Origin of the sequence: Olsenella kribbiana, assembly GCF_036408795.1 — a bacterium.
GTDB lineage: Bacteria > Actinomycetota > Coriobacteriia > Coriobacteriales > Atopobiaceae > Olsenella_L > Olsenella_L kribbiana.
In genome coordinates this window covers 58,236-77,130 of record NZ_JAZGJP010000005.1, presented here as the reverse complement: position 1 = coordinate 77,130, position 18,895 = coordinate 58,236, and the positions used below count along the sequence as shown (strand labels likewise).

Sequence of the window (18,895 nt, the reverse complement as noted above, 5' to 3'; positions counted from 1 at the left end):
CAGCACGAACGCAGCAGCAACGGATCTATGGACATGACGGACCACAAACGCCCCGTCGCCAAGCAAGGAGGAACTTCCATGACCGACAACGACATCCCCAGCAACTACCTCGCAGTCATCAAGGTCGTAGGCGTCGGCGGTGGTGGCACGAACGCCGTCAACCGCATGATCGACGAGGGCATCCGCGGCGTCGAGTTCGTCGCAATCAACACCGATGCCCAGGCACTCGCAATCTCCGATGCTGACATCAAGGTCCACATCGGCACCGACATCACGAAGGGCCTCGGCGCTGGCGCCAACCCTGAGGTCGGCCAGCAGGCTGCCCAGGAGAGCAAGGACGACATCAAGGCCGCTCTTGCCGGTGCAGACATGGTCTTCATCACGGCTGGCGAGGGTGGCGGCACCGGTACCGGCGCAGCACCTGTCGTTGCTGACATCGCAAAGAACGACGTAGGCGCCCTGACCGTCGCAATCGTCACGAAGCCGTTCACGTTCGAGGGCCGCAGGCGCTCCCAGTCCGCTCTCGGCGGCATCGACAACCTCGCTGCCAACGTCGATACCCTTGTCGTCATTCCGAATGACCGCCTGCTCGACCTCTCCGAGAAGAAGACCACGATGCTCGAGGCCTTCCGCATGGCAGACGAGGTCCTCGCACAGGGCACGCAGGGCATCACCGACCTCATCACGGTCCCTGGCCTCATCAATGTCGACTTCGCAGACGTCTGCACGATCATGAAGGACTCCGGTTCCGCGATGATGGGCATCGGCGTCGCTTCCGGCGACTCCCGTGCTGCTGATGCGGCCGAGGAGGCCATCTCGAGCCCGCTTCTCGAGACCTCGATCGACGGCGCAACGCGCGTCCTGCTCTCCATTGCCGGCAACAAGGATCTCGGCATCCAGGAGATCAACGACGCTGCAGACATCGTCGCAAAGAACGTCGACCCCGATGCGAACATCATCTTTGGTACCGTCGTCGACGAGTCCCTGGGCGATCAGGTCCGCGTTACGGTCATCGCGACGGGCCTCGACGAGAACGACTCCGACAGCCTTCCGACGCTTGACTCCGTGAGCTCGAGCAGGAGCTCCCGTCCGACGTCGCGTCCGTCCACGCCCGCTACGAGGACGTCTGCACCTGCCCGCTCGAACGCTGGCTCCCGCACGAACTCCTCCTCGAACGCGAACCAGGGCTTCGATATCCCTGACTTCCTGAAGCACTCCCGCATGTAGGAGAGCCTGATGGAAACGCCGTCTCTCACACGAAAGAGCGTCTCTGGTGTGTCGTTCCTGACGGATGGGCACGCTGAGGGACAGGTGTGCTTCGGCTTCACCGAGCGCACGGGCGGCGTCTCCGAGGGTGTCTTCGCATCGCTCAACCTGGGCGATGCTTGCGGGGATATGCCTGAGCATGTTGCGGAGAACAGGGCCCGCGCCCTTGCCGCTCTGGGCTATGAAGGTAGTCCTGACCGTCTCGTGAACCCGAAGCAGGTGCACGGCGACAAGGTGCTCCTTGTGGATACGGCAGATGAGGAGAGCCTCGCGCGCATCCAGAAAGAGGCCCGTGAAGGCGCAGATGCCATTGTCTGCACGGTTCCTGGGGTGCCGGTGCTTCTCTGCTATGCGGACTGCGTTCCGGTCATCCTGGCTACGGAGAAGGGCTTTGCTGTCGTCCATTCGGGCTGGCGGGGAACGATAGCCTCCATCGCAGCCAAGGCACTCGTGAAGCTCCTTGCGGCGACAGAGGAGGATGCTTCCTCTGCGGTCGCCTACATCGGGCCCCACATCGCAGGTCCTGACTACGAGGTCTCGGAAGAGCTCCTCGCGCGCTTCGTCGACACGTTCGACGAGAGCGTGGCGCTTCCCGGACACCGTCTCGACCTTGCACGTGCCATCGTCCTCGCGCTTGAAGGCGCAGGGATGGGGGAGGAATCCATAGTGGATTGCGGCATCTCCACGGCACGGGCGACGGACAGGTTCTATTCCTATCGTGCCGAAGGCGGGCACTGTGGCCGCCACGGTGCACTTGCATATCTTGCATCCTGATACAGACGCTTTTGGGGGGTGGATGTATGGAAGACGAAGAAGCCTATCTGAAGTTTCTCGAAGAGCGGAGATCCCGCATCCTGGAGATCGCAGATGAAGCGCTCAAGCGTTCCGGAAGAGCGGATGCAAAGTTCACGCTCGCTGCCGTCTCGAAGACGGTCGGGCCTGACGAGGTCGCTCAGGCCTGGAAGGCAGGGTACCGCGTCTTTGCAGAGAACCGCCCCCAGGAGCTTCGCCGCAAGCTCGAAGCGCTCGACGGGCATCCTGAGATGGAAGGCGTCCGCTTCGATATGATCGGCAACTTCCAGACCAACAAGGTGAACATGGTGGTCGGGAAGGTTGGCCTCATCCAGTCGGTCTCGTCGCTTCATCTGGCGGAAGTCATCTCGAAGCACTCTCTGGCGCGCAGCCTGGTCTCGAAGGTGCTCCTCGAGGTCAATGTCTCCGGGGAAGAGAGCAAGTCGGGATTTGCGCCGGCAGAGCTTGTCGAGAATCTGGATGGCCTGCTTGCACTGTCAGGGATTGAGATCGAGGGACTCATGACGATGGCGCCAGCACACGATCCCGATGCAGCCCGCCGCACGTTCTCTGGCCTGCGCGAGCTGGCCGAAGACCTGAGGCAGCGCACTTCTTTAAGTCTCGCTGAGCTTTCCTGTGGAATGAGTGACGATTTTCCGATTGCTCTCGAGGAAGGCTCGACCCTTATTAGGCTGGGCAGAGTGGTGTTCAGCCCTGACTACGAACTGAAGTAACGAAGAACGCAGCATAGAGGTAGGAAGGCAAGGACATGGGTTTCCTGGACAATCTCAAGGACCGCTTCCGCGGCAATGACAATTACGACGACTATGATGAGGGCTACGACGACGGCTACTACGACGACGGCAACGCTGTCTCCGATCCCGAGCCCCGCTCCTCCCGCCGCCGTGGTTCCTCCACGCAGCCCCAGAGGACCGAAGGCTCCGGCCTTCTCGGCAACACGCCGCGCCCCGAGGCTGAGAGCGTCTCGGTCTACACCCGCTCCGGCCGCCCGGTAGCATCGAATGCCGGTGCAGGATTCGCCCAGCAGCAGAAGACCGAGTCCGCCTATTCTGCGGGCCATGGCTATGCCCAGACGCCGGCACCCGATCCTGCCTACGCACCGCGCACGACCTATCCTGAGAGCCATGATTCCTATCAGGATTCCTACACGGATACGGCCGCTTCCGAGCCGCAGACGCCGGCACCGGTGCAGCGCGTGACCTCCGGCCAGCTTCCGCCCTACATTCTGAAGCCGGAGTCCTACGACGACGTGCAGATGGTCATCCGCCGCGTCCGCACGAACCAGCCAGTCGTGCTCGTCCTCACGGATACGCCGATGGATACGGCAAAGCGTGTCCTCGACTTCAGCTTCGGCCTTGCCTGCGGCATTGGTGGAGAAGTCGAGCAGCTCGGCGAATCCGTCTTCAGCGTGCTCCCGGCGGGTATAACTCTTACCAAGGCTGATGTGGACAAGCTCATCGCCGACGGAGACCTCAAGAAATAACAGGAGACCCAACTCGTGCAGCTCGCAAACCTCGTCTATTCGCTCTTCTACTTCTACGAGATCCTGATCATTGTCTGGTGCCTGCTTTCCTGGTTTCCCAGAAAGCCGGGTGGCCTTATAGACGATATCAGCGAGGCTCTCGGACGCCTCGTGCTCCCGTACCTGAACCTCTTCCGGAGGTTCATCCCGCCGATCGGAGGAATCGATTTCTCGCCGGTCATCGCGGTCATGGTTCTCGGAGCCGTCGAGGAATTCATCGTACGGGCACTGATCTAACGGGCTCACTGACAGCGCAATAATTCAAACGGTGTCGTGGATAACAGAAAGGTATCAAGATGGCTATCACTCCTGCGGATATCGAACAGCTGACATTCTCTCCTTCCAAGCACGGCTATGACACGGAAGAGGTCGACGCCTTCCTCGAGCAGCTCTCCGGCGAAGTCGACGCAATGCTCCAGAAGATCGCAGACCTCAAGAGCCGCCTCAACAGCTCCGAGCAGCAGCTCGCTGCCGCCCAGGCACAGATCGAGACGCTGCAGGCCCAGAAGGGCGCTGCCGCCATCGCGCCGATCGCTCCGGCACCGGCACCTGCTCCTGCACTGAACGCTTCCGAGCAGCAGATCTCCAAGGTCCTCATCGTCGCCCAGCAGAGCGCAGACAAGATCGTCGCCGACGCAAAGGCTTCCGCGAACGAGATCCGCACTGAGGCAGACCAGAAGGCCCGCGAGGTCATCCGTCAGGCTCTTGCCGAGAAGCAGAACGAGATGGACGAGATCGACCGCCTGAAGCAGTCCCGCGAGGACTTCCGTGCAGAGTACAAGAACCTGCTCCAGCACTTCATGGACGACGCAGACGCCGTCTTCCCGACGACCGGCAAGAAGGTCTCCGTCTCCGTCACGGCAGCACCTGTCTCGACGCCTGCACCGGCTCCCGCACCGGCACCCGCTCAGGCCGCTACGCCTGCACCGGCTCCGGCACCCGCACCAGCGCCTGCTTCGGCACCTGCTGACAAGACCGTCCTGACCTCTGCTCCGACCTTCACGCCGGGCGTCAACGTGGACGATCTCGATTAGTTTCATCTTTTTCCTAGGATTTGGAATATATTCTTATAGAGCCTGCAGAAACCCTTCCTTCGGCAGGCTCTTCCTGTATGGATGCAGCATGGCAGCTCCTGATGGTCCCTCTGCTCAGCAGACGATGCTGCTCGTCCTGCTAGGTTTCTTTGATGTGGACTTCTGGGGAGGGGAGGGAGCTCAGGTACTTGCAGCTTCCTGCATGCTACAATCTCTCCTGCGAAGTGGGCCAGACAATCGCGGGACCCTTTGGGTCATGAGGAAAGTCCGGGCTCCACAGGGCAGGAAGCTGGCTAACGGCCAGGCGGGGCGACCCGACGGAAAGCGCCGCAGAAAAGAAGACTCCCGCTGCCTCTTCGAGGTGAGAGAAAAGCTGAAACGGTGGTGCAAGAGACCACCAGCGTCGTGGCAACACGGCGGCTTGGCAAGCCCCTTCCGGAGCAAACGCAAATAGGAGCGCTATGGTGTGGCCCGCACCGCGCTCGGGTTGCGCGCTAGAGGGTGCCGGCAACGGCATTCGTAGATAAATGATTGTCCACGACAGAACCCGGCTCATAGGCCCACTTCGCACTTTTATGTAATAGCCTTTACGAAAATTCAGTGTGCTGAGGTGCCGTTTATGCCGCCTGTATGGCGGGATGCGTCATCCACGGAGGAATTGCTACGGATAAGCGTACAATGGTGCGCATTCTGTATGGGGACGCCGTATAAAGGAGATTGGGTATGGCATTGCTCGACACCATCAAGGCGAAGGCCATCAGCATCGCCGTCAACCAGGCATTCGATATGCTCTATGACGACTTCGATGGCAATCTGCCAAAGGTCGAGTCCATGATCAACAAGTTCGCCGGCTCAGGCGACAACATCAATGCAGCACAGCTGCGCCTGTTCAACATGGTCATGGGCTTCATGAAGGATCCTGACAACAACTGGCGCCGCCTTGTCCAGAACGTTATCGACAACGTCGACAAGGAAGTCGCCCGCACGTTCGTGCAGAACTTCTTCGTGAACTCCGTCACGCTCGGTGGCTACCGCCAGCGCGAGATCAACCAGAAGGAAGGCTGCAACTGCCCCTGGGCCATCCTCATGGACCCGACGACGGCCTGCAACCTCCACTGCAACGGCTGCTGGGCTGCGAACTACACGGACTCCAAGCAGAAGTCCCTCACGTTCGATGAGCTTGACTCCATCATCACGCAGGGCGTGGAGCTCGGCACCTACATCTACCTCTTCACGGGCGGCGAGCCGACACTGCGCAAGAAGGACCTTATCCGCCTCTGCGAGAAGCACCCTGACTGCTACTTCAGCGCCTTCACGAACGGCACGCTCGTCGACGAGGAGTTCGCGGACGAGATCCTGCGCGTGAAGAACTTCATGCCGGCCTTCTCGATTGAGGGCAACCGCGAGGCAACCGACTCCCGCCGCGGCCCCGGCACCTACGACAAGGTCGTCCATGCCATGGACCTGCTCCGCGAGCGCAGGCTTCCGTTCGGCGCCTCCATCTGCTACACGTCCCAGAACTATGACTCCGTCACCTCTGACGAATACGTCCAGTTCCTCGTCGACAAGGGCGTGCTCTTCGCCTGGATCTTCACGTACATGCCGGTCGGCCTGGGCTCTCCTGTCGAGCTTCTTGCCACGGCAGAGCAGCGTGAGGGCATGTATCACAAGGTGCGCGACGACTGGCGCAAGAATGTGCCCATCTTCTTCGCAGACTTCTGGAATGACGGCGAATACACGGGTGGCTGCATTGCAGGCGCCCGCCGCTACTTCCATATCAACGCAGGCGGCGACGCAGAGCCCTGCGCCTTCATCCACTACTCCGACTCCAACATCCGCGAGAAGACGCTCCTCGAGTGCTACAAGAGCCCGCTCTTCAAGAGCTACCAGACACACCAGCCGTTCAACCCGAACATGCTGAGGCCGTGCCCGCTTCTCGACAATCCTGGTGCCCTCTCCGAGATGGTGCACGAGACGGGTGCCAAGTCCACGGACTACACGCATCCTGAGGATGTCGACGAGCTCGAGAGCAAGACGAAGGCAGCAGCCGAGCGCTGGGCCAAGGCGTCTGCTCCGATCTGGTCTGCAAGCCCGAAGGGCCGCCTCTCCGACCGTCTTGCGGCCGAGGGCAAAGATCCCAACAGCTGGATCGAGAAGAACGCCTAAGAGAACGCCTAGAATAGGCTGCAAAGCAGTGCATTGCTGGCAGGGCCCAAGCAGTTGCTGGGCCCTGCTTTTTTAGAGATGGAGCATGATGGAGAGCTACCAGACGCTCAAGGCAGGCACTTCTGCCATAGGCGAGTTCACGGACCGCAAGAGCCGCTTCATCGCGGAGATACGCCCCTGCACATCCGAGACAGAGGCTCACGAATTCCTTTCCGAGGTCAAGTCCCACTACTTCGATGCCCGCCACCAGGTGCCTGCCTGGATCTTCGCAGATGGCAGGAAGCGCTGCTCGGACGATGGGGAGCCATCGAGGACAGCTGGCATGCCGACACTCGAGGTGCTCGAAGGGGCGGGCCTCAAGGATGTCTGCTGCGTAACGACCCGCTATTTCGGAGGGACCCTGCTGGGACCAGGCGGGCTTGTGCGCGCCTATACAGCAGCAGCCCAGGCAGCCGTCGAGGCAGCTCGGACTGCAGGCTCCATCATCGAGATGACGCTCGTGACGCCTGTCGTGGCAGAGATTCCCTATAGCGCCTATGAGCGGGTGCGGCGCATGGCAGAAGATGCCGGCGGCAAGGTCACCGACTCCATCTTCTCGGCCGATGTGCAGCTCACGCTCGCGTTCAGGAGCGGGGAGGAAGAGCCGTTTTTGGCGGCGCTCAAGGAGCTTGCGGCGGGCGAGGAGCGGGCCCATGCCCTAAAGACCCGCTTTGCCGAATTCTGAGGCTCTCTAAAGCTTCAGGCCTTCATCTTTGAGCCAATCCTCGAGCTCGTCTGCACCACGGAAGAGATGGGCTCTCATGCCTGCTGCAAGGGCTCCCGTGATGTTGTCCTGGTTGTCATCCGTGAAGGCACAGGACTCAGGTGCAAGATCGAAGCGCTCACAGAAGCGGCGATAGATCTCAGGGTCGGGCTTCACGATATGCTCGAACGCCGATGCCATCCATCCATCTATGGAATCATGGCAAGGGATGCGCTCGACGATGCGGGGGAATCGGACGCTGGCATTCGAGAGGATATAGACGCCGTAGCCCGCCTGCTTGATCTTCGCGGCAAGATCGTTCGTCTCCTGGATGGGCGTGCGCTTGAGGTCCCACTCTGCCAGAGCCTGCTCGACGTTCGGATGGAGACGCTCCGGCAGCTTCGACTTCGCGATGAGGAGGGCAGCGTCTTCTGAGATGGCGCCCGCATCGAGATAGGCCCAGTTCAGGCTCTTGAAAAGCGCCCGGCAGATGAGCTCGGCATCCTCCTCCGTGTCCGTGAACAGGCGGGAGAAGCCGATCGGATCGAAGTGCATGAGGACGCCGCCGAGGTCGAAGACCACATTCTCTATCATGGAGCTCCCTTTCCCGTGCAGATGAGTCATATCCGATGGTAGCGCAAGGGGGAGCGCAGGACTCCCTGCAGCTGAAAAGAGCCCCGGCAGATGCCAGGGCTCTCGGTGCATATATGGGGTGCTGTGCCTAGAGGCGCTTCTTCGCGAAGCCGGCAGCAAGGCCGCTCCACGGCGTGACATCCTCTGCGGGAAGCTCGTCCCACATCTTCAAGGTCTCATCGTCCACGAACTCGCGCTTCACGATGACCTCGCCGCCGTAGAGGTGGAACCAGCCGGCAGATGCGATGAGGTAGCCATCCTTGCCCTGCTCCTTGCCCCAGGAGTTCTCGATCCTCCAGGCCTTCGGGGTGCCGTCCTCATTGAGCTCGACTCCCTGGAATGTCATTGCATGCGTGAGGCTCGTCTCGCGCATATCGAGCATCGAGGTACGGTCCATATCGAAGTCGACATCGAACAGGCCGTCCATATCGACACCGTCGAGCGAGAGGACATACTTGAAGTCCTCGATGTGGCGCGGGAAGTTCTGCATGACATCGCAGGACATGGAGACGGGGATGCCGGCCTTGAGGCTTGCAATGGCAGCCTGATCGAGTACCTCGGGAGCGACATTGAGGAGACGGATCGGCGTGCCGTCGATCACGGAGTCGGTGAGCGTCAGGTGATACACATGGCCATAGGGCCTCGTGTCTCCCGGCATCGAGACGAGGTTCACATAGTCATCGGGGTCGAACGGCACATAGTGCGCGGCGAACTCGAGCGGCGTGAGGCCGAAATCGCGGAGGATCCTGACAGGCTTCGCTGCCTTGTCCTCATCCTCGCCCTTGGCGCCAAGGTCCTTCGGCGTCGGTGCGACCTCAGAAATCTTGGACTCCTCAGCCTGGCAGGCAGGGCCGACCTTGACCTCGAGGTCGAAGTGCTGTGGCGGCTCGCCGAGGCAGATGGCAAGCACGCGGTAGACCTCGTCGAGCATCTCGTCCTTCTGGGCATGGAGCAGATCCTCGTCGACGCCGTCTGCTGCTGCCTTGCGGAGTATTCCTGCATCGCGGTGGAGCAGGCGCTCGAGCTGGGCATCCATCTCGGAAGAGCTCTTGGAGCAGGCGGTCTCGGGCATTGCGTCCTTGGGGACGAGGCCATACTTCTTGATGAGGTTCATGGCGAAGGGCCAGTACCCGCCATCGCTCATGCCATCGTCCAGGATGTAGCAGACCTCGCGGGAGTCGAAGGGAAGGTCCCTCGTCGCGATGATGCGCTCGAGCATCGCATTTGCCTTCTCGAGCTTGTCGTAGAACATGCCATAGGCCTGGGAGAACTCGAACGTGTCGACATCGAGGTACTTCATCGTGGCATGGCGGGCAACGTTCATGGCAGAGAACATCCAGCAGCGGCCGCTCTGGCGCTGGTTCGTGATCTCGGCCGTCTTCGGCACGGAGATGCCGTACGTGTCATGGTAGGTGCGCATGGCCGATGTATCGCGGGCTGCCTGCATCACGTTCGTGGCCGTCACCGCATTGCGTGCAATGCGGTTTGCACGGCTCTGTGCGAAGTCGGATGCTTCCTGTGCGGCCCAGTCAGGGTCAATTGATTTGCCCATAGAGGTAAAACCACTCCTTTTGTCCGAAAGCAGCCTCCCCGGGCGGGAGGCTGCAGATTGGCTAGCTAGCACTGGGCGAGAGAGCCCATGGGATCCCACGGCTCGAGGACAGTGGCCTCTTCGTGGTCGAAGATGTCGCGCTCCTCATCCGTCAGATACTTCTTGTCCACGACGACCTGGTAGACATACTCGTCGAACCAGGGGTCGGAGAGGGTGTCGAAGCCGTCGCGGCCATGGTCCTTGCCCCAGGAGTTCTCGACCTTCCAGAGCGTCGGCTTGCCGTCAGCGTCGAGATTGACGCCCTCGAGCACCATTGCGTGCGTCATGAGGCTCTCGCCGTAGTCGAGGCGCTCTGCCTTTGTCATGCATCCCTCGACCGGGAAGCCAAAGAGCGTATCCACATCGAGGGCACGGGTATCCATGATGCCCTCCTTCTGGAGGTAGCTCTGGGCAACGTCGCAGCCGAACCACACGGGCAGGTCGTCCTTGAGCTGGGCGATAGCGACACGCTTGAGCTCGTCTGCCGGAAGGTTCAGGTAGCGGACGCCGTGGTCCTCGAAGACATTGCCGAGACGGGCAACCGTATAGGTGTGCATGAAGGGCTTGTCTGCCGTCGGGGCGCTGATGAGGGAGATATAGTCATCGAGGTTCATGCCGACAGCAGTTGCGAAGAACTCCTGCGGGGTGAAGGTGCCTGTGAGGGCGAGCTTGTCGTCCTTGTCACGCAGACGTACCTCGAAGCTCTTGGGCGGCTCGCCGAGGCAGGTCACGAGCAGGTGATAGACGTCGTCGAGCATCTCCTTCTTCATGGACCTCAGGTCGTCAGCGGAGACCTCTGCTGCATAGGACTCGCGCAGGCGCTTCGCAGCACCGCGGAGATAGCGCGTGAGGTAGGAATCCATCTCGCGGGTATTGCGGGAGCAGGCAGTCTCGGGCATGGCCTCCTTCGGCACGACGCCGTACTTCTTCATGAGGGACTTGAACATGTCCCACTGGCCGCCGTCGCCGATCGGATCCTGGAGAAGATAGGAGACGAGGCGTCCCGAGAGCGGCTCGTCGAGCGTATCCAGGATGTTCTCGAGGAACCAGTTCGACTTCTCGAGCTTGTCCCAGAAGAGGGGATAGGCCTGAGAGAGCTCGAAGGTCTTGAGGTTGTACTTCTTGATTGTGCGGTAGCGCATCGTATTCAGGCTTGCGAACATCCAGCAGCGGCCTGAGCGCTCCTGATTGCAGCGGTCGCCCTGCTGGACCTCGATATCGAAGGTCATGGTGTTGGCAGCGACGCCTTCGGGGGTCCTTGCTGCTTGCCTGATGCCGTTCGAGCTCACGGCATTCTTCGCGATGAGGTTCGCGCGGTCGCTCACGAAGTTGTCATAGGAATTTGCAATGTCATCAGCTGTGACAGAGCGCATCTCGTCCATAGTTCCACCTTTCTGATTTGTTACAGCATATAAGCATATCAGAGTATGCGTTGGCATGCCGTACGTCTCGTGGGGATGCGCAGCAGCTACACTGTGGAAAACGAGCTTTCGAGGAAGGGCCATCCATGGATCAGAGTGCATCAGCAATCGCCCCGGAGCTTCTGCCGGAGTATGCCGAAAGGGTGCTTTCGGCTCTTGAGGATGCAGGATATGAAGCATGGATCGTCGGCGGCTGGGTGAGGGATGCCCTCCGGGGAGACGCTGCCCACGATGTCGACATCACCACATCGGCCCATTGGCAGGAGACGGAGCGGGTCTTGCGCGGCTCCGGCATCGAGGTGCATGAGACGGGAACGAAGCATGGCACCGTGACCGCTATCGTCTGCGGCCAGCCGATAGAGTGCACGACCTACCGTACGGAGGGCGCTTATACCGACATGAGGCACCCGGACTCCGTGACCTTCGTAGACAATGTCCGGGAGGACCTTGCCCGCCGCGACTTTACGATCAATGCAATGGCATGGCATCCGGAGCGTGGCCTTCTCGATCCCTTCCGCGGAAGGGAAGACCTTGCACATGGCCTCATCCGTGCCGTCGGCGACCCGAAGAGGCGCTTCTCCGAAGATGCGCTCAGGATCCTGCGTGCGGTGCGTTTTGCAGCACGCTTCGGCTTTGCGATAGAGGCCCAGACGCAGAAGGCGCTTGTGGCATGCGCATCAGAACTCAAGGAGATTGCGCAGGAGCGTCGCGGACAGGAGATTGCTGGCATCCTTGCTTCAGGCAGGACCTCCTGGGCGCTCATGGCAGAGCCAGAAGTCATGCGTGCCGCTGCGCCTGAGCTCGAGCAGCTCGATGAGGTCTCGTATGCGCGCACGGCAGCATGCCTTGCTGCCGTGGAGGAGCTTTCAGGTGGCGTAGCAGCCTCGTCTCTCAGGTGGGCGGCACTCTTTTCGGAGGCTGGCCCCAAGGCAGCAAAGCGTGCACTCAAGAGGATGGCAATAGGCGTCGATACGGCCCAGGAGGCAGCGGCCATCCTGAAGCTCGGGGCGCAAGTGCTGGAGGAGATGGAGAAAGAGCCTTCCTGGACAAGGCGGCAGAGCTACGGGCTTGCGGTGGCGGCAGAGCGTGCCTGCAGCCATCGCGGCATAGCACTCGCTCTCGCTGTGGCGACCTATATGCAGGCCCATCTTCTGACTGAAGCCTCGCTCAAAGAGCTGGATAGATGCCATGCGCATGAGATGCTGAAAGCAATCGATGGGGTGCGAAACGATATCAGGGCACTTGCACAGGCAAAGGCGCCGCTGCGCGTCCAGGAGCTTGCGGTTGGTGGCTCCGATCTTATGGATGAGCTCGAGATGCCGGCAGGACCCGAGCTCGGCAAGATTCTGAAAGCGCTCTTCTCTCATGTCGTTGCAGGCGATGTTGCCAATGAGTGCGAGACACTTCTTGCCGAAGCCCGACGAATTCGCATGCAAGAATGCAAATAGCATAATCTAGATTAAGCTAATCAAGATTATGCAAAGATGAAGCTGCATGTTTGTCGGACGCCAGCATGAGCTCGGTGAGCTCGAGCGGCTCTATGCCTAGAGCGGCTTCCAGATGGTCGTCCTCTATGGCAGGCGTCGTGTCGGCAAGACTGCCCTCACGAAAGAGTTTGCCAGAGACAAGCCTGCACTTGTCTTCACAGCAAAGATACATTTGGATGCTGCACTTGCATTCATTGCCCAGCAGGCGAAAGACACGCATCTTGTATTTGTCTTCGATGAATTCCTCTATGCCGCAAAGCGCAATGCAAGCCTCATCTCCACGTTTCAGATTGCTTGCGACCGGCTCTTTCCGGAGACCGGCATCTTCCTTATCCTTACAGGCTCGAATCAGGGCTTCATGGAAGAGAAGGTGCTCGGAGACACAGACGAAGACAGCCTCGGGGAGAAGAATCCGCTTTTCGGCCGCCGGACTGCCCAGATCCATCTCGGACCTTTCGGGTATCGGGATGCTGCGCTCATGCTCCCCGGGCTCTCCAGCACTGAGCTTGTCGAGTTCTATGCGGTCTTTGGCGGCACGCCGTACTACCTCTCAATGATACATGCGTCAGAGAGCCTGAAGGCAAATGCAGAGCGGCTGTTCTTCAGAAAGGAAGGGCTGCTCTATGAGGAGCCGATGATGCTTCTTCGGCAGGAATTGCATGAGCCAGCCATCTACAGCTCCGTGCTTGATGCCATAGCTGCAGGTGCCAACAAGCCACAGGAGATTGCAGGCAGGATCGGCGAAGACCGAGGCCCTGTCGGCAGGTACCTGAAGACGCTTCAGTCCATGAGGTTCGTCGAGAAGAAGGTTCCGTACGGCGAGCCCCGTGAAAAGTCACGCAAAGGCATCTGCTGCATCTCGGAACCTGTCTTCTCCTTCTGGTATCGGTTCGTGCAGCCGGCTATGGATGCAATCGAGATGGATGCCGGAGAGCTCGAGGCCCGTGAGCTTTTCGAAGGAAATGGCATCCCTACCTATGTCGGGCACTGGTTCGAGACAATCTGCCTTGAATGGACAATCGCTCAAGCCAAGAAGGGCGACCTGTCAGATTCGGAAGCTGGTGGGGAGCAGACCCTGCCAGAAAGGGGCAGACAGGCATCGATGTCGTGGCAGGCAGCAAGCGCCGCCGCGAGCTCTTCGTCGGAGAATGCAAGTGGCGGAATTCATTCGATGCGGGAAAAGCAACGCAGGAGCTTGTGCGGAGGGCACAGCTCATATCGGGCTACGACACGGTTCGCTACGGCCTGTTCACGAAGGACCAGATTTCAGCGGGCTTTGCTGGGACGCTTGGTCCAGAGTGGGCCTTCGTGGATGCAGAGAGGCTCTACGAAGAATGAGATGGCATGCCGCAGATTCAAATGGGCTAAGGCGGGAAATGGGCGAGTGGCCTGTATTGAGGACAGAGGGAAGAAGACAAAAAGAAAAGCGCTCCGGAAACCGGAGCGCATCTCATTTGGTAGCCCGTAGCAGATTCGAACTGCTGATCTCCGCCTTGAGAGGGCGGCGTCCTAAACCGCTAGACGAACGGGCCATATGTAAGGCCAGCAAGTGGCCGAGGAAAATCTGGTAGCCCGTAGCAGATTCGAACTGCTGATCTCCGCCTTGAGAGGGCGGCGTCCTAAACCGCTAGACGAACGGGCCAGATGGCTGGGATAGAGAGAATCGAACTCCCATTGACGGAACCAGAATCCGCTGTCCTACCGTTAGACGATATCCCAAGAGGTCGTGCGTGCGCTTCATCGGCGCGAGAAAGAACTATACCGCAGAGGGTGGGGGTGTGCAACGACATTCTGCAAATTGGGCAAAAAGTCGCTCTGGACCCCCGCTCCACCACAATCTCGCCACAAGTTCGATAGCCATCCAAGATTGGCTCTGCCTATGGTGTCTGGCTGCTGACTATCTGCGTCCAGATCGATTGGACGTGTGGCGGGTATGATAGTGTGGCAGCACAAAGAGAGCTGAGCGAGGGAAGGATATGGATGGCCAAAGTTGATGGCACGCATGCAGGCTCGGCCACGAAGACATCTGCTTCCCGTACTGGCAAGCCCCATGTAAGCTCCATGCCGAAGCTCAAGGTCTCGACAGGACATATCCAGGCAGAAGGAAACGAGGACCAGAAGGCAAGCGCACGCAAGGGTGCGCTCTTCCTGGCTGGTGTCGTTGCCCTCTATATCGTCTATCTTGTCTTCTCGGGACAGATGGTGCAGTTCCTCGATGCGCTCTCGACGGTCGATACGCACTGGGTCTGGCTTGCCTGCCTCTGCTATGGCTTCTACTTCGTCTTCGGCGTCCTTGCCTACGTGATTGCTGTCTTCATCGACCATGACTCTCCCGTCGGCATCCGCGACCTCATGAGCGTCGAGGCATCGGGCGTCTTCTTCGGGAACCTCACGCCGATGATGGCAGGATCGGTCCCGTCGCAGATCGTGCGCCTCACGAAGACAGGACTCGATCCGGGCGAAGCTTCTGCTACCCAGTTCACCCGCTTCATCATGTTCCAGTTCGGTGTCGTGCTCTTTGCTGCCATCATGCTTGCCGCCAAGCTCGAGTTCTTCTTCGAGACCTACGGCGATATCGTGATCTTGAACCTCATCGTCTTCGGCGTGCACATGCTCGAGCTCATCGCGCTCTTCGTGATCTGCCTCTGTCCCCGCTTCGTTATGCGTGCGGGCATGGCAGCTATCCGCTTCTGCAAGCGCGTGGGAATCCTCAAGAAGCAGGAGGATGTCGACCACTGGACCGAGGTCGTGAACGTTCAGGTCATGCAGTTCTCCGATGCCTTCAAGACGGCAGCAAAGGACTGGCCCTCGATGCTCCTGACGCTTGCCGTGACCATGGCACAGCTTGCCAGCCTCTACATGATTCCGTGGTTCGTGCTCAATGCCTTCGGTGTTCAAGCGGACTTCCTCGACTGCCTGGCTGCTGGCTCCATGGTGCAGATGGTCTCCTCGGCTGTGCCGCTTCCGGGTGGTACCGGAGGTGCTGAGGGTGGCTTCTTCATGTTCTATGGAGGCCTCTTCGGTTCGTCTGCGACGGCAGGATACCTGATCTGGCGCCTCGTCACGTTCATCGCGCCCACAATCTTGGCAGCACCGCTCCTGAGCCTCAAGACCACGAACAGGACAAGAAGCATCTACCAGCGCTGGCAGGACCTCACACATGGCGGGGGCAGGAGCGCCGGCGTCTCGATGTCTGGTACCACGATCAAGCGGCGCGTTGCCCAGGAGAAGCGCAGCACCCAGAGAAAGAAGCGTTAGCCAGAAAGGCTTTGTCATATGGCATTCGGAAAGAGCAGAAAGACGCAGGCGGCGTCGCAGCCTGGCAAGGACTCTGCCGAGAACAAGGGCCGTGCCTTCAAGGGCATGCTGTTCCTCGCAGGTGTCGTCCTCTTCTATGTCCTCGACCTCATCGTCACAGGGCAGATGGAGACCTTCCTGACGTCGCTCCATGAGCTCGAGACAAGCTGGATCGTTGCTGCGGTCATCTGCTATGTCCTCTACTACATCGCAGGCGTCGCAGCCTATGCGGTGGCAGTCTGGCTCGACCGTGACTCTCCTGTCGGCATCCGCGACCTCATGAGCGTCGAGGCCTCTGGTACGTTCTTCGGAAACCTCACGCCTGCCATGATCGGATCTGTGCCGGCGCAGATCCTGCGCCTCACGAACGCGGGCCTCGATGCCGGAGAAGCAACCGCAACGCAGCTGACCCGCGGCATCACGCAGCAGATTGCATCCGTGAGCTATTGTGCTGTCATCCTCTTTGTCGGCTTCGTCGCCTTCCAGGCTTCCTACGGCAACCTGATCTTCCTTGCGCTCATCGCCTGGGCCATCGGGCTCTTGAAGATCCTCGGCGAGCTTGCTGTCTGCTATTTCCCGAACCAGGTCATGCACTTCGGCAATGCTGCCGTCAAGTGGATCTCGAAGCGCGGCTGGCTCAAGGACTATGGCCGTGCCTATCATTTTGTCAACAACGAGGTGGGGGAGCTCTCCGCTGCCTTCAGGCGTGCCACGAACAGCCGCCAGGGCATCCTCGTCACGCTCGTGATCAACTACATCCAGCTGACGCTGCTCTACCTGATTCCCTGGTTTGTCGCCAATGCCTTCGGCTGCGACCTGAATCCCATTGCCTCGATTGAGCTCTGCGCTCTCGTCCAGATGGTCGGCGCTGCCGTGCCTCTGCCAGGCGGCACGGGAGGCGTCGATGTGGCCTGGAACATCTTCCTGGGGCCGACCTTCGGCACGCTCACGACCGCTGGCTTCATCATGTGGCGTGCCGTCTCCTATATCGGCCCGATCTTCCTTTCAATCCCTCTTCTGAACCTGCATTCGGGCAGGAAGGAGCAGTCGCTCTACCAGAGGTGGAACGAGATTGCACACGGTGCCGGCAAGAGCCGCAGGTACTGAAAAGCTTGGACATGAAAAAAGGAAGGCGTCTGCATGGGCAGGCGTCTTCCTTGCATCTTGTGCGCTTCTCCCTACGCACAGGCTCCGCAGGAAGCGCATCCCCGCAGGGCTGAAGGCTCTGCGGCAAGGCCGCCCAGAGCGGTCTCCCTGAGCTCTTTGGGTAGGGCATGACCGACTTTTGCCATTGCATCCACGACCTCATCGAAGGGAAGGGGTGCCTTGATGCCGGCATGTGCAAGCTGCGCTGCGCTCATGGCTGAGGCAACACCGATCGCATTCCTGAGCTGGCAGGGATACTCGACGAGTCCCTGCACCGGGTCGCAGACAAGGCCGAGGAGGTTTCCGATTGCAATGGAAGCTGCTGCGAGCGCCTCTTCCGGCGTGCCACCGAGAAGCTCTGTGAGCGCTCCTGCCGCCATAGCGCTCGCGGTGCCGACCTCTGCCTGGCAGCCGCCTTCGGCGCCGGCGACGCTTGCGTTGGCAGCAATGAGGGCGCCGATGGCAGAGGAGGTCCAGAGTGCCTGAGATATCTCCTTGTCGTCCTTTCCGAGCTCTTCTGCTGCGGCTAGGACAGCTCCGGGCACGACGCCTGAGGCACCTGCTGTCGGTGCTGCAACAATCACGCCCATAGCGCTCGACCGTTCAAGCACTGCCATCGCATAGGCAGTTGCACGCGTGAGGGCACCTCCCAGAAGCTCGGGAGAGGAGGTAGCCGCCTTTGCTGCCTGGCCGAAGAGGAAGCCGCCGAGCGAGCGCACGGGGTGCTCGATCGTGTCGTGCGTCTCTTCTTTCATGGTGGCAAGCACCTTCTCCATCTCTGCATCAGCTGCCTCCTGGCTTCCCAGAAGCTCAGCCTCGCGGGCGCGCATGATATCCGCTATGGAAGCGTTGCGGGCAGAGCAGAGGTCTGCGAGCTCGCGTCCTGTCGCAAAGTCCAGGGCAAGTGCCGTGTCGGGGGAGACGCCTGAGGCTCCGGGGATGCTCACCGAAGAAGCAAAGATGATGTCAGGACGCTCCTGGCAGGTATCCACAAGCTCTTCGGGCACCGGCTCGTCCGTCTCGAAGACCGTGTAGGCACGGCCTCCCCTCGACTGGCGGAACGTGCGCATCGTCGCGATATTGACGGAGGCTGAGGAGAGGGCACCGGTAAGCGCTGCCAGGACGCCTGGCCTGTCATAGTGCGAGACGAAAAGGGTCGGGTAGTCGCCGGTGATTTCGACATGCACGCCGTTGATCGAGGAGATGCGGATGCGGCCGCCGCCGACGGATTCTCCCGTTACCTCGAAGGTGGAGCCGCTTGCGCAGAGCATGGAGATGGATGCCGTGTTCGGATGCGGCATCACGCCGTCGGGACCCTCAACGATGGAGACCATAAGGTTGCGATCGCGCGCAATCTCGAGGGAGTCCCTGACACGGACATCGTCGGGAAGCATTCCCAGAAGGCCTGCGACAAGCGCCTGGTCAGTACCGTGGCCCTTGTGCGTGCGTGCGAAGGAGTTGTAGCAGACGATGTCAGCACGTACGACCGGTGAGGGTGCCAAGGAGCGTGCGACGAGGGCAATCCTCAGCGCTCCTGCCGTATGGGAGGATGAAGGGCCGACCATGATGGGGCCAAGTATCTCGAAGGCAGAGGTATGCACAGATCCATTCCTCTCGAAACATTCTGGAAATAGGCATGCCCCATCGTGGCTCATTGAGATTGTCTTGGCAAGACAGGAACACAGGAATCGTGGATATTGGCAGGCATTCAGATAAGTTTCCTGCCTGAAACAGCAGAGCATCACAATGGATGAGGCATATCAAAAAGAGAAAGGAT

Annotated in this window: 17 protein-coding genes, 3 tRNA genes and 1 other RNA gene; 13 read left to right on the top strand and 8 right to left on the bottom strand. The window is 60.1% G+C overall.

What is annotated here, in order from left to right; all coding sequences use genetic code 11:
• Positions 1–78 precede the first annotated feature (78 nt).
• The 9 genes from ftsZ to VXJ24_RS04820 all read left to right on the top strand — a co-directional run bounded on the left by ftsZ (position 79) and on the right by VXJ24_RS04820 (position 7,525).
• On the top strand, positions 79–1,227 hold the full coding sequence (gene ftsZ / locus VXJ24_RS04860) for a cell division protein FtsZ (RefSeq protein ID WP_330971792.1): 1,149 nt from the start codon (positions 79–81) through the stop codon (positions 1,225–1,227).
• A gap of 9 nt (positions 1,228–1,236) precedes the next feature.
• Positions 1,237–2,040: a purine nucleoside phosphorylase YfiH/LACC1 family protein gene (locus VXJ24_RS04855; protein WP_330971791.1), complete on the top strand. Its 804-nt coding sequence runs from the start codon at positions 1,237–1,239 to the stop codon at positions 2,038–2,040.
• 26 nt (positions 2,041–2,066) lie between these two features.
• Positions 2,067–2,792 carry a YggS family pyridoxal phosphate-dependent enzyme gene (locus tag VXJ24_RS04850; protein WP_330971790.1) on the top strand — a complete coding sequence of 242 codons (726 nt, stop codon included), beginning with the start codon at positions 2,067–2,069 and terminating at the stop codon, positions 2,790–2,792.
• Positions 2,793–2,827: 35 nt separating this feature from the next.
• Complete coding sequence (locus VXJ24_RS04845) at positions 2,828–3,562, top strand: cell division protein SepF (RefSeq protein WP_330971789.1); 735 nt, start codon at positions 2,828–2,830, stop codon at positions 3,560–3,562.
• Between the two features lie 15 nt (positions 3,563–3,577).
• The gene (locus VXJ24_RS04840) at positions 3,578–3,838 is read left to right on the top strand and encodes a YggT family protein (protein WP_330971788.1); all 261 of its coding nucleotides are present in this window, start codon (positions 3,578–3,580) and stop codon (positions 3,836–3,838) included.
• A 59-nt stretch (positions 3,839–3,897) separates the two neighbouring features.
• A complete protein-coding gene (locus VXJ24_RS04835; protein ID WP_330971787.1) occupies positions 3,898–4,635 on the top strand; it encodes a DivIVA domain-containing protein in 738 nt (245 codons plus the stop codon).
• 221 nt (positions 4,636–4,856) lie between these two features.
• Positions 4,857–5,206: RNase P RNA component class A (rnpB, locus tag VXJ24_RS04830), an RNA gene on the top strand.
• A 152-nt stretch (positions 5,207–5,358) separates the two neighbouring features.
• A complete protein-coding gene (locus VXJ24_RS04825; protein ID WP_330971786.1) occupies positions 5,359–6,801 on the top strand; it encodes a radical SAM/SPASM domain-containing protein in 1,443 nt (480 codons plus the stop codon).
• 85 nt (positions 6,802–6,886) lie between these two features.
• Positions 6,887–7,525: an IMPACT family protein gene (locus VXJ24_RS04820; protein ID WP_330971785.1), complete on the top strand. Its 639-nt coding sequence runs from the start codon at positions 6,887–6,889 to the stop codon at positions 7,523–7,525.
• Between the two features lie 6 nt (positions 7,526–7,531).
• Here the strand turns inward: VXJ24_RS04820 and VXJ24_RS04815 are convergent, their stop codons facing one another.
• From VXJ24_RS04815 to VXJ24_RS04805, 3 genes are all read right to left on the bottom strand, one after another.
• Positions 7,532–8,137, bottom strand: coding sequence for an HAD-IA family hydrolase (locus VXJ24_RS04815; protein ID WP_330971784.1), 606 nt, complete (start codon positions 8,135–8,137; stop codon positions 7,532–7,534).
• Positions 8,138–8,264: 127 nt separating this feature from the next.
• Positions 8,265–9,728, bottom strand: a complete 1,464-nt coding sequence (locus VXJ24_RS04810; RefSeq protein WP_330971783.1) for a C1 family peptidase — start codon at positions 9,726–9,728, stop codon at positions 8,265–8,267.
• A gap of 65 nt (positions 9,729–9,793) precedes the next feature.
• Positions 9,794–11,149 carry a C1 family peptidase gene (locus VXJ24_RS04805; RefSeq protein ID WP_330971782.1) on the bottom strand — a complete coding sequence of 452 codons (1,356 nt, stop codon included), beginning with the start codon at positions 11,147–11,149 and terminating at the stop codon, positions 9,794–9,796.
• Positions 11,150–11,274: 125 nt separating this feature from the next.
• Here VXJ24_RS04805 and VXJ24_RS04800 point away from each other — a divergent pair, with 125 nt between their 5' ends.
• The gene (locus VXJ24_RS04800; protein ID WP_330971781.1) at positions 11,275–12,636 is read left to right on the top strand and encodes a CCA tRNA nucleotidyltransferase; all 1,362 of its coding nucleotides are present in this window, start codon (positions 11,275–11,277) and stop codon (positions 12,634–12,636) included.
• 16 nt (positions 12,637–12,652) lie between these two features.
• Here VXJ24_RS04800 and VXJ24_RS04795 read toward each other — a convergent pair whose 3' ends face one another.
• The gene (locus VXJ24_RS04795; RefSeq protein WP_330971780.1) at positions 12,653–13,120 is read right to left on the bottom strand and encodes a hypothetical protein; all 468 of its coding nucleotides are present in this window, start codon (positions 13,118–13,120) and stop codon (positions 12,653–12,655) included.
• Positions 13,121–13,153: 33 nt separating this feature from the next.
• Here VXJ24_RS04795 and VXJ24_RS04790 point away from each other — a divergent pair, with 33 nt between their 5' ends.
• Complete coding sequence (locus tag VXJ24_RS04790) at positions 13,154–14,143, top strand: ATP-binding protein (RefSeq protein ID WP_330971779.1); 990 nt, start codon at positions 13,154–13,156, stop codon at positions 14,141–14,143.
• Here VXJ24_RS04790 and VXJ24_RS04785 read toward each other — a convergent pair.
• The 3 genes from VXJ24_RS04785 to VXJ24_RS04775 form a co-directional block, all read right to left on the bottom strand.
• A tRNA-Glu gene (locus tag VXJ24_RS04785) sits at positions 14,131–14,207 on the bottom strand. The genes VXJ24_RS04790 and VXJ24_RS04785 overlap by 13 nt on opposite strands.
• Before the next feature lie 33 nt (positions 14,208–14,240).
• A tRNA-Glu gene (locus tag VXJ24_RS04780) sits at positions 14,241–14,317 on the bottom strand.
• A gap of 3 nt (positions 14,318–14,320) precedes the next feature.
• Positions 14,321–14,394 (bottom strand) — tRNA-Gln (locus VXJ24_RS04775).
• Positions 14,395–14,655: 261 nt separating this feature from the next.
• Here VXJ24_RS04775 and VXJ24_RS04770 point away from each other — a divergent pair.
• Together VXJ24_RS04770 and VXJ24_RS04765 are read left to right on the top strand one after the other, a co-directional pair.
• The gene (locus tag VXJ24_RS04770) at positions 14,656–15,933 is read left to right on the top strand and encodes a lysylphosphatidylglycerol synthase transmembrane domain-containing protein (RefSeq protein ID WP_330971778.1); all 1,278 of its coding nucleotides are present in this window, start codon (positions 14,656–14,658) and stop codon (positions 15,931–15,933) included.
• A gap of 18 nt (positions 15,934–15,951) precedes the next feature.
• Complete coding sequence (locus tag VXJ24_RS04765) at positions 15,952–17,079, top strand: lysylphosphatidylglycerol synthase transmembrane domain-containing protein (protein WP_330971777.1); 1,128 nt, start codon at positions 15,952–15,954, stop codon at positions 17,077–17,079.
• A gap of 71 nt (positions 17,080–17,150) precedes the next feature.
• On the opposite strand, the gene sdaAA is transcribed toward VXJ24_RS04765, so the two are convergent.
• Positions 17,151–18,773: an L-serine ammonia-lyase, iron-sulfur-dependent, subunit alpha gene (gene sdaAA, locus VXJ24_RS04760; RefSeq protein ID WP_330971776.1), complete on the bottom strand. Its 1,623-nt coding sequence runs from the start codon at positions 18,771–18,773 to the stop codon at positions 17,151–17,153.
• Between the last annotated feature and the right edge of the window lie 122 nt (positions 18,774–18,895).

What these genes read in the sequence shown, in the direction of transcription:
- VXJ24_RS04765 (WP_330971777.1), top strand. Translation starts at nt 15,952, where the DNA reads ATGGCATTCGGAAAGAGCAGAAAGACGCAGGCGGCGTCGCAGCCTGGC.
- VXJ24_RS04845 (WP_330971789.1), top strand. Translation starts at nt 2,828, where the DNA reads ATGGGTTTCCTGGACAATCTCAAGGACCGCTTCCGCGGCAATGACAAT.
- VXJ24_RS04825 (WP_330971786.1), top strand. Translation starts at nt 5,359, where the DNA reads ATGGCATTGCTCGACACCATCAAGGCGAAGGCCATCAGCATCGCCGTC.
- VXJ24_RS04815 (WP_330971784.1), bottom strand. Translation starts at nt 8,137, where the DNA reads ATGATAGAGAATGTGGTCTTCGACCTCGGCGGCGTCCTCATGCACTTC.
- VXJ24_RS04790 (WP_330971779.1), top strand. Translation starts at nt 13,154, where the DNA reads ATGCTCCCCGGGCTCTCCAGCACTGAGCTTGTCGAGTTCTATGCGGTC.
- VXJ24_RS04850 (WP_330971790.1), top strand. Translation starts at nt 2,067, where the DNA reads ATGGAAGACGAAGAAGCCTATCTGAAGTTTCTCGAAGAGCGGAGATCC.
- VXJ24_RS04835 (WP_330971787.1), top strand. Translation starts at nt 3,898, where the DNA reads ATGGCTATCACTCCTGCGGATATCGAACAGCTGACATTCTCTCCTTCC.
- VXJ24_RS04795 (WP_330971780.1), bottom strand. Translation starts at nt 13,120, where the DNA reads ATGGATCTGGGCAGTCCGGCGGCCGAAAAGCGGATTCTTCTCCCCGAG.
- ftsZ (WP_330971792.1), top strand. Translation starts at nt 79, where the DNA reads ATGACCGACAACGACATCCCCAGCAACTACCTCGCAGTCATCAAGGTC.
- VXJ24_RS04855 (WP_330971791.1), top strand. Translation starts at nt 1,237, where the DNA reads ATGGAAACGCCGTCTCTCACACGAAAGAGCGTCTCTGGTGTGTCGTTC.
- VXJ24_RS04820 (WP_330971785.1), top strand. Translation starts at nt 6,887, where the DNA reads ATGATGGAGAGCTACCAGACGCTCAAGGCAGGCACTTCTGCCATAGGC.
- VXJ24_RS04810 (WP_330971783.1), bottom strand. Translation starts at nt 9,728, where the DNA reads ATGGGCAAATCAATTGACCCTGACTGGGCCGCACAGGAAGCATCCGAC.
- VXJ24_RS04800 (WP_330971781.1), top strand. Translation starts at nt 11,275, where the DNA reads ATGGATCAGAGTGCATCAGCAATCGCCCCGGAGCTTCTGCCGGAGTAT.
- sdaAA (WP_330971776.1), bottom strand. Translation starts at nt 18,773, where the DNA reads ATGAGCCACGATGGGGCATGCCTATTTCCAGAATGTTTCGAGAGGAAT.
- VXJ24_RS04805 (WP_330971782.1), bottom strand. Translation starts at nt 11,149, where the DNA reads ATGGACGAGATGCGCTCTGTCACAGCTGATGACATTGCAAATTCCTAT.
- VXJ24_RS04770 (WP_330971778.1), top strand. Translation starts at nt 14,656, where the DNA reads ATGGCCAAAGTTGATGGCACGCATGCAGGCTCGGCCACGAAGACATCT.